The sequence below is a fragment of the Novosphingobium sp. PASSN1 genome (assembly GCF_002278815.1).
This window is the reverse complement of sequence record NZ_NKIS01000004.1, coordinates 369,813-377,743: the sequence shown is the minus strand read 5'-3', so window position 1 is coordinate 377,743 and position 7,931 is coordinate 369,813. Positions and strand designations below refer to the sequence as shown.

6 protein-coding genes are annotated in these 7,931 nt (G+C 63.3%); 1 reads left to right on the top strand and 5 read right to left on the bottom strand.

Going from position 1 to position 7,931, the window contains the following annotated elements; genetic code table 11:
- Positions 1-3 precede the first annotated feature (3 nt).
- On the top strand, positions 4-114 hold the full coding sequence (locus CFE35_RS09850; protein ID WP_366557137.1) for a transposase domain-containing protein: 111 nt from the start codon (positions 4-6) through the stop codon (positions 112-114).
- 336 nt (positions 115-450) lie between these two features.
- On the opposite strand, the gene CFE35_RS09845 is transcribed toward CFE35_RS09850, so the two are convergent.
- From CFE35_RS09845 to CFE35_RS09825, 5 genes are all read right to left on the bottom strand, one after another.
- Complete coding sequence (locus tag CFE35_RS09845) at positions 451-3,078, bottom strand: TonB-dependent receptor (RefSeq protein ID WP_292930414.1); 2,628 nt, start codon at positions 3,076-3,078, stop codon at positions 451-453.
- 300 nt (positions 3,079-3,378) lie between these two features.
- On the bottom strand, positions 3,379-4,152 hold the full coding sequence (locus tag CFE35_RS09840; RefSeq protein ID WP_292930413.1) for a DeoR/GlpR family DNA-binding transcription regulator: 774 nt from the start codon (positions 4,150-4,152) through the stop codon (positions 3,379-3,381).
- Positions 4,153-4,173: 21 nt separating this feature from the next.
- Positions 4,174-5,424 (bottom strand): MFS transporter, encoded by a 1,251-nt coding sequence (locus CFE35_RS09835; protein ID WP_292930412.1) that lies wholly within the window; start codon positions 5,422-5,424, stop codon positions 4,174-4,176.
- Positions 5,421-6,572, bottom strand: a complete 1,152-nt coding sequence (gene lldD / locus CFE35_RS09830; protein WP_292930411.1) for an FMN-dependent L-lactate dehydrogenase LldD — start codon at positions 6,570-6,572, stop codon at positions 5,421-5,423. Before lldD ends, CFE35_RS09835 begins: the two co-directional genes overlap by 4 nt.
- Positions 6,569-7,873 (bottom strand): carbohydrate kinase, encoded by a 1,305-nt coding sequence (locus CFE35_RS09825; RefSeq protein ID WP_292930410.1) that lies wholly within the window; start codon positions 7,871-7,873, stop codon positions 6,569-6,571. The genes lldD and CFE35_RS09825 overlap by 4 nt, the downstream gene beginning before the upstream one ends.
- Between the last annotated feature and the right edge of the window lie 58 nt (positions 7,874-7,931).

Genomic DNA, 7,931 nt, shown 5'->3' with positions numbered 1-7,931 from the left:
AAGCTGAGCGGCATCAATCCGCATACCTGGCTGACGCAGGCGCTCGGAAAACTGGCCAACGGTCATCCAGCAAACAGCGTCGGCGAACTCATGCCATGGACCGCCGTGGCCTGAGAACAGCGCTTACTCTGCATGCTCAAACCTGACCTAACATTCGTGGGCAGGCCGAGATCGCGTGGATCATGCGAGCTGCGCGTTGGCGCGACTGAGGAAGGTGCAGGCCGCAATCGATTCCGGGCAGGAAGCCCCTCGAAATGGCCGCTGGTTGACATGCCTTCGCGGGGAGGGGCATCGTCAGCGATGCGCCGACCCTGTTTTCAATGCAGGTGGCACTATTTGCGGCACAAGGCAGACACCGGGCGCAAATCGCGGCGCTGAAGTCATTCAAGCGCCAATGGACCTGCCGACTTTGCCATCCAGCTGGATGGCAAAGTCGGGCAGATCGTCCTGTCAGAACTTGACGTTGGCCGTCAGGAACGCTGCGCGCGGCTGGATGCCCAAGATCGGATAGATCGCCTTGGGATCGTAGGCGCCCTTGGCCAGACCTTGGCGGTCGATGCTCGCCAGCAGGCTGTCCGAGCGCGACCACGACATGACGCCGAGCGTGTTGGTCACGTTGGTCATGTTGAACTGCAGCTTGACGTTGTCGGTCACGTTCCACGAGGCGCCGAGATCGAGCGTGGTGTAGGCTGGCAGATAGAAGGCATTGGCCGCGTTGGCCGCCCGCTTGCCAAGGTGGTTGACCTCGCCAAACAGGGTCACGTTCTTGATCGGGCTCCAGTCAAGACCACCGCGCAGGATGATCTTCGGGTTGTTATCGGCATCGCCCGGTGCGATCAGCGTCAGGATATCATCGGTGCCATCACCCTTCGGCCCTTGCGCCCAGGATCCGAAGTTGCGGGCCTTGGGGTTTTGAAGCGTCAGGTTGATGCGGCTCGACAGGGTCGAGGTCAGGCGCGCTGCCAGCGACACTTCAACGCCGTATGTCTCGATTTCGCCCGCAACCGGCACCGGCGAATAGAACTGACCCTGCTGCGGGCCTGCCGTGTACGTGAAGGACTGGCTCGTGGTGACGTTGGACAGCTTGGAGTAGAACGGGAATACCTGAACATTCAGACCGCCCCGGGCAAACTTCAGGCCCATTTCGATCTGCTCGATCTTCTGCGCCTTGGGGAACACCGTGGCGATCTGGGCCGGGGTGTTGATCGCCACGATCGAGCCGAAATCAGGCGCCTTCTTGCCGTTGGTATAACGGATATAGGCCTTGAAATTGCTCGTGAACTCGTACGTGGCCGAGAGCGAGAAGTTGAACATCTTGTAGCTGCGGCGGGTGTTGTACTCCGGACCGATCGACGGCACGTTGTTGTCGTAAAGCGTCAGCGCGTCACCATCCGCACCCGTCGGACTGAAACCGGCGGTGAAGGTCTGGTTGAACACGTTGTAATTGATGCTTTCCCAGCGCCCGCCGGCATCGAGTGTGAGTTGCGGCGTCACCTGCCAGGTATCGCCGAAGAAGACCGAATATTGTTTCTGCGTGCCGCGATTATCGTTGCCACCCACAGTGCCGAGCGCCTGGAATCCGCTCGGATCGCTGAGCTGGAAGACCTTGCCGGTGGTGTCGGTGAACGTCGAGGTGAGCATCTCGGTTGGGCTCGAAAGCGACGAGAAACCGATGCCGCCGCCGCCCTGGCGCAGCCGCAGCTTGGAAAGCGCCAGATAGCCACCGAGCGCAAGGTGGTGGTTACCCCAATCCTTGGTCAGAGTTGCCTGATCAACGAAGTTCTCCGACTTGAAGTGCTGCACAAACGCAACTTGCGTAAAGATGCCGCCGGGCAGCACGGTCTGGCCGGGCAGGTTGTTCGTGGTGGTGGCCTGCACGCTGAAGCCGAACGGCGTGGGGATCACCTGATTGGTGGCCGCAAGCGCGCCGCTGTTCTTGAAGAAGTAGTTGATCGTACCGGCAGGCAGGAAGGCGCTGGTGCTGATGAACGAAGTGACCACGTCGTTGAGCGGGCTCGCCGAAATCAGTGCGCCGGTGTTCCAGTCAGCCTTCGAGCTGGTGTAGCGTCCGTTGTTCTCGAACTTCCAGCCATCACCGAACTCGTGGTTCCATTTCAGGCCGAAGGCCGCGCTGCGGGAACGAACCAGATCCGTCGGGTCCCAGCATTCGTTGCTGCCATCTGCGCCGGGGAAGCAGTGCGCGGCATTCGCGGGGGGCAGGACGGACGAGGTCTTGCTGAAACCGGGTGCGATGCGTGTGGCACCGATAGCGGGGGTAAACTCGTTCCAGGCGTTGCGATCGTCTAGATACTTGGCCGTGAACAGCAGCGAACCGGCGCTGTAATCATAGAGGATGTTGCCGTGGATCTGACCGCCCTTGTTCATGGCATAGCCCGGATCGCGCGCACCGCGGTCCCAGCGGTAGAACCCGCCGATCGAATAATAGAGCCCGTTCTCGTTGAGCTTGCCGCCGGCATAGATGTCGCCGCGGTAGTAGGGATTACCGAGATCGCCGAGCAGCCCGCCCTTGAGCTGGACTTCGACGCCCGGATCGCTTTTGCCGGTCCGCGATATGTAGTTGAAGATGCCGCCAGGTGCGTTGGGGCCAGTGATCGCCGCCGTGCCGCCGCGCAGGCCTTCCACCCGGCTGAGATTGAGATCGGGACGCAGGAAATAGTCCGGCCCGAAGTTGTTGGCGGTCGCCAGTTCAACAGGGAGGCCGTCCTCTTGAAGCGAGACGTAGTAGTAGCCGCCCGCCGCATCGAGCGAGTTGGCGGAGACGCCGCGCGAAAACACGACGTTGCGGATTTCGCCGAGCGCGGAGTTCACGAAGACGCCAGGGATGTTCTTGAGCAGGTCTGCTGCCGAGACAGGGGCGTGCTGCTTGAGCACTTCGTTCGAGACCACGTTGATCGAGATCGGGGCGCTTTCAATCGCGCGCGCACCGAACACGCCGGTGACGATGATCTCGCTCTTGTCCTGCGGGTTGCCTGCATCATCAGCTTGCGGTGAACCGGCACCGGAGGCATCGGTCGCTGCCGTGTCGGCGAGCGCTACAGTACTAGTGCTTGCGAGCATCAGCGCCAAAATCGTCACGCCCACGCGAGTGCAAGGCTTCCCCATAGACTTCCTCCCAACATCCTAGATTGACCGGTTATACGCCCGATGTGATTGGTTAGTATCACAAACAATATGATATGATCAATATCAATCCGAAAACGGCCATCATCCCAGATAAATGATTGAAAATGAAGGTTTGTTGGCGTCGTGCGAAGTTTTGGCCGCGTCTGACGGATTTGCGGCATTGCCCTGTCCGAACTGGATCGCCCGAACACACTGCGCTGGCTGGAAAATCGGGGGTCACAAAACCCGATTCAGCTACGCTACAATCAGTGATACCCCTGCCGCGCGCACCATCGCTGCATGTTCGGGCGCAATCCCCGTGTCCGTCACCAGCACATCCACCTCATCCAGCCCGCAAACGATAGTGCCGGACGAGGAAACAAACTTGGTCGAGTCAACAAGCAGGATAACTTCCTCGGCGCGGTCGATCAGGCGGCGTTCGGCGGCGACCAGTACCACGTCCTGCTGCATCACCCCCTGCGCACCCACCGCTGCCGCGCCCATAAACAGTTTGGGCGCGTGGAAACGAGGCATTGAGTCTTCGCCCGATGCCGCCAGAATGATGTTCTGCTCGCGAAACACTGCGCCAGAGGGCACCAGAATGCGCGTGCCCGGCTGGAGCAGCAGCGCGTTCACAATATGCAGCGAATTGGTCAGCACTTGCAGATTGAGCGCGGTGAGGTGCGGGCACATCTGCAAGGTGGTCGTGCCGCCATCGATCATCACGCCTTCCCCCGGCAGGCATAGCGCTGCTGCCGCTGCGCCGATCGCGCGCTTGGCGGCAAGGTTCAGCGTGATCGACTGGTCGAACGGCGTGCCCGCCAGCTGCAAGGTGGGCCGTGGCGCATCGCCCGCAGCCCGTGCCCCGCCATGAACGCGCACGATCTGCCCCGCCTCCTCCAGCCGCGCCAGATCGCGGCGGATCGTGGCGGGCGAGGCATCGAGCAGTGCTTCCAGTTCGCGGTAGGTCACGAAACCGGTAGCGCGCAGCGCCTCCTCGATCACTCGCTCACGTTTAGCCGCGTGCATGGAATTCCGTCTCAGGCTTGCTCATGTCGCTGTTTGCCGCTCGGCCTCGAGTTGTTCAAGTGATTTACCCTCGTTGCGCGGTGCCCAGGCTAAGCCGATCACGCCCGAGACGACGAGGAACCCCGTCAGGATGAGCGCCAGGGTGGTAAAGCCGGTCGCGGTCAGCAGCGGCACGAAGAAGCTGAATACGCCAAGGCTCACCCGCACGATGGCAAAGCACACCCCCTGCGCGGTGGAGCGCAGCATCGTGGGGAACATTTCCGCGCTCCACAGCTGGAAAAAGCTCTGCGCGCCGAACCCGCCGCCAAATTGCAGGAGGAACACATAAAGCAGTGCCACCGGGATCGTCAGCGGAAACACCACAAGCAAGCCCATACCAATGACTTGAATGACCGCCGACAGAGCAAACAGGGTGCGCTGGTTCACGCGATCAGCCAGTTGCATGAACACGAGGCCAATGGATGCCATGCCGATGGCAAACGAGAGCGCCTGAATACCCACCGCCTGCGCCTGCGTCGCCGCGCCCACGGTGCGTAGGATATAGGGGAAGAAGAAGCCGTTGGTCCCCGCCCACAAGTTCCAGAAGCCATACATCCCGACGAGCCCGAGTATCGAGCCAAGGTGCTTGCCCGTGAACAGCGAGGATATTGGCGGCCGCTTCTCGCCCGAAGCCTGCGCCTCGATCCAGCGAGGCGATTCCGCCATGCGTGAGCGAAGGAAGGTGAGCGCGAGCGCGATGATCAGGAGATGCGCAAACACGATCCGTGCGCCGAGCACGCCAAGGTTGGTCAGCGCGAGGCTCATCAGCAGAACCACCACTGGCCCCAGATACCACAAGACTTGCGCCATGCCCGAATGCCGCGCCCGCGCCCCGTCCGGCGCCCCCTCGGCGATCAAGGACCACGATGCGGGAATATCCGCGCCGACCGCGAGGCCGACGATCAGGAATCCCGCCACGATCATCCACGGTGCCACAGCAAATACCAGGAGCGCCATGCCCGCGGCGTAGATCAGCATGTCCCACTGGTAGATTTTTTTCCGCCCCAGCCGGTCGCAAAGAATGCCGCCAATCAGCGCGCCCACGCCCGCGCCAATGGCATTGGGTCCAAACGCGCCCAGCAGCCCGAGGAACCCCGGCGAGAGTTGATACTGTTCCTGCCACAGCGCCAGCGCGACCGAGCCCGCCACAATCGAGCCCGCGTCGATATAGTTCGCCAGCCCCGCCAGGATCGTGCCGCGCCACTTGCTTTCGCCGATAGGTGCCGTGGTCAAGAATAGTCTCCCGCAAGGTTATCTCTGGTTATCTGATCGATCCGGGTCACACCGGTCAGCGCCATGGCAACGCGCATTTCCGCATCGATCAGCTGCAGCATCTTGGACACACCCGCCTCGCCGCCTGCCGCCAGTGCAAAGGCCCAGGCCCGCCCAAGCAGAACGCCTTTCGCGCCGAGCGCCAGCATGCGCACCACATCGAGCCCCGATCGCACGCCGCCGTCAGCCAGCACGGTGAGCTTGTCCCCCACTGCCTCGGCAATCGGCGGCAGTGCGCGCGCAGTGGAAAGCACTCCGTCGAGCTGCCGCCCGCCATGGTTGGAAACTATAAGGCCATCCGCACCTAGCGCCGCCGCTTCCTTCGCGTCCTCGGGGTCGAGAATGCCCTTGATGATCAGCGGCCCGCGCCATTCGCTGCGGATGAAATCCAGATCACGCCAGGTGATTGCGGAATCGAAATTGGTCCGCATCCACGCAAAGAAATCATTGAGCCCGGTTTTGCCCTTCAGCACTGGTGCGACATTGCCCACGTGGTGCGGGCGGCCCCATAGCCCCACATCCCAGGCCCAGCCCGGCCGCAGCGCGGCTTGCGCCGTGCGCCAGATGTCCCCCATCAGCCCCGGCGCACCCGCCAGGCCACTGCGCACATCGCGGTAGCGGCTCCCCGGCACCGGCATATCCACGGTAAACACCAGCGCGCTACATTCAGCCGCAACCGCCTGTGCCAGCAGTTCGCGCATGAAGCCCCGGTCGCGGATCATGTAGAGCTGGAACCAGAACGGCTTCTTGGCCGCAGCCGCCACTTCGCTCAAGGGGCAGGCCGAAACGGTTGATAGCGTGAATGGCACTCCCGCCTTTTCTGCCGCACGGACGGCCTGTGTTTCGCCGCGCCGCGCGTTCAGGCCCGCAAGGCCAATCGGCGCAAGCGCCACCGGCATGGCCTGCCGCGCGCCAAACAGTTCGGTCGAAAGATCAATCTTGGAAACATCGCGCAGCACCCGCTGGCGCAGTGCGATCCCGGCCAGATCGTCCACATTCCGCCGCAAAGTCGTCTCGCCATAGGAACCGCCGTCGATGTATTCGAACAGGAAGCGCGGCAGCTTGCGCCGTGCGGCTTCGCGGAAATCGGCGATGTTGGCGACGATCATGCTGTGGTCTCCAGAACGCTGCGCCAGTCCTTGCGGTATGCCGCAAGGTCGCCGGCCAGGGGCTCCACCTGCCGCAATGCGGCATCCCGCACTATAGCAGGCTGTGCCAGCCGCAACGCGCCGAAGGAAACATCGCTCTCGCCATCAGCCACGAGCACGCGGGTCTCAGGCCGCAAAGCTGCGAGCGCGCGCACGAATACTTCGGCTGCGGCAAAGCGGCCCTCGATCAGCAGTGTCTCGCGCGCGCCAATGAGATCGAGCGCGCAATCTGCGACCAGAGCGGCATAGAGACACGCAGCGGCGCGGCGCCCGGTGGCATCCTCCGGTTCGTCCACCCAGCACCCGGCATGGTTTGGGAAGGGGCCGCAGCCCGGGGCCAAAGTCGGCAGCAGCATTGCCCCCGCACGCAGCAGACCCGGCACGGCCGCCAGCAGCGCCGCTTGATCGCCCGCCGCATCGACACCGACATCGCCCGCGATCCGTTCAAGCTCGCGCCCGCCCATGAACCGCGCCGAAGGCACCGCTCGTCCTTCCAGATCAACATTGACGAGGCAGTCGCGCCCTTCCGGCAGCAAAGGCGCTTCGCCTTGCGGCCGCCGCATCGCGATAAACCATGTGCCGGTGGAAAGCACCGTCGCCTCGCTCCCCGCGACGTCTGCAAAGCCGCGCGCGGCATGGAGCGCGGCGTTGGAATCGTGGAGCCCCGCCAGCACGCGCACTGCGGACGAAAGCCCCGTCGCTGCCGCAAGCTCTGGCCGCAAAGTGCCGACCACATCGCCCGCGCGCACCAGCGGCGCGAACTTCGTGTCCCAGCCCAGCCGCAGCGCCATCGGCGAAAACGTGCTCGCCGCCGGGTCCCACACATCGGAATGGCAGCCCAGCGAGGTAACTTCGCTCACGGCCACCCCACTCAGAAACCAGGCCCAATATTGCGCCCAGGGCAGCAAGGTCACCCTATCGAGCAGGCCCTGCTGCTGTAGCCACCAGAGCTGCGCGCCAAAGTTCAGCCCATGGGGCAGGGCAGGGGAGCCCGTCACCGAAAAGGGATCGCGCGCCGCGCGGTATCCCGCCGTGATCTCGTCCGGAATCTCCTCCTCATAGTCGAGCGGCGCGAACGCCAGTTGCCCGCCGCGCAGAGCAGCGACCCCGGCGCCGTGCCCCACCGGCACGATCGCCTCCACCGGATGCGCGGCCCATGCCCTCAGCGCGGTGGTCAGCCAGGTGCCGATCCCTGGCGCATCTAGGCAGCGCACGCCATCCACCATAAGCGGCGCATTGGGCCGTACTTGCCGATCAAGCATCTGCCCGGCCCGATCCCACAGTGAAACCTTGCTCAGGGTCTTGCCCAGGTCGATGACA

Bases quoted from the DNA above. Each gene is read 5' to 3' on its own strand.
- lldD (WP_292930411.1), bottom strand. From the start codon at position 6,572: ATGATCGTCGCCAACATCGCCGATTTCCGCGAAGCCGCACGGCGCAAG.
- CFE35_RS09840 (WP_292930413.1), bottom strand. From the start codon at position 4,152: ATGCACGCGGCTAAACGTGAGCGAGTGATCGAGGAGGCGCTGCGCGCT.
- CFE35_RS09845 (WP_292930414.1), bottom strand. From the start codon at position 3,078: ATGCTCGCAAGCACTAGTACTGTAGCGCTCGCCGACACGGCAGCGACC.
- CFE35_RS09825 (WP_292930410.1), bottom strand. From the start codon at position 7,873: ATGCTTGATCGGCAAGTACGGCCCAATGCGCCGCTTATGGTGGATGGC.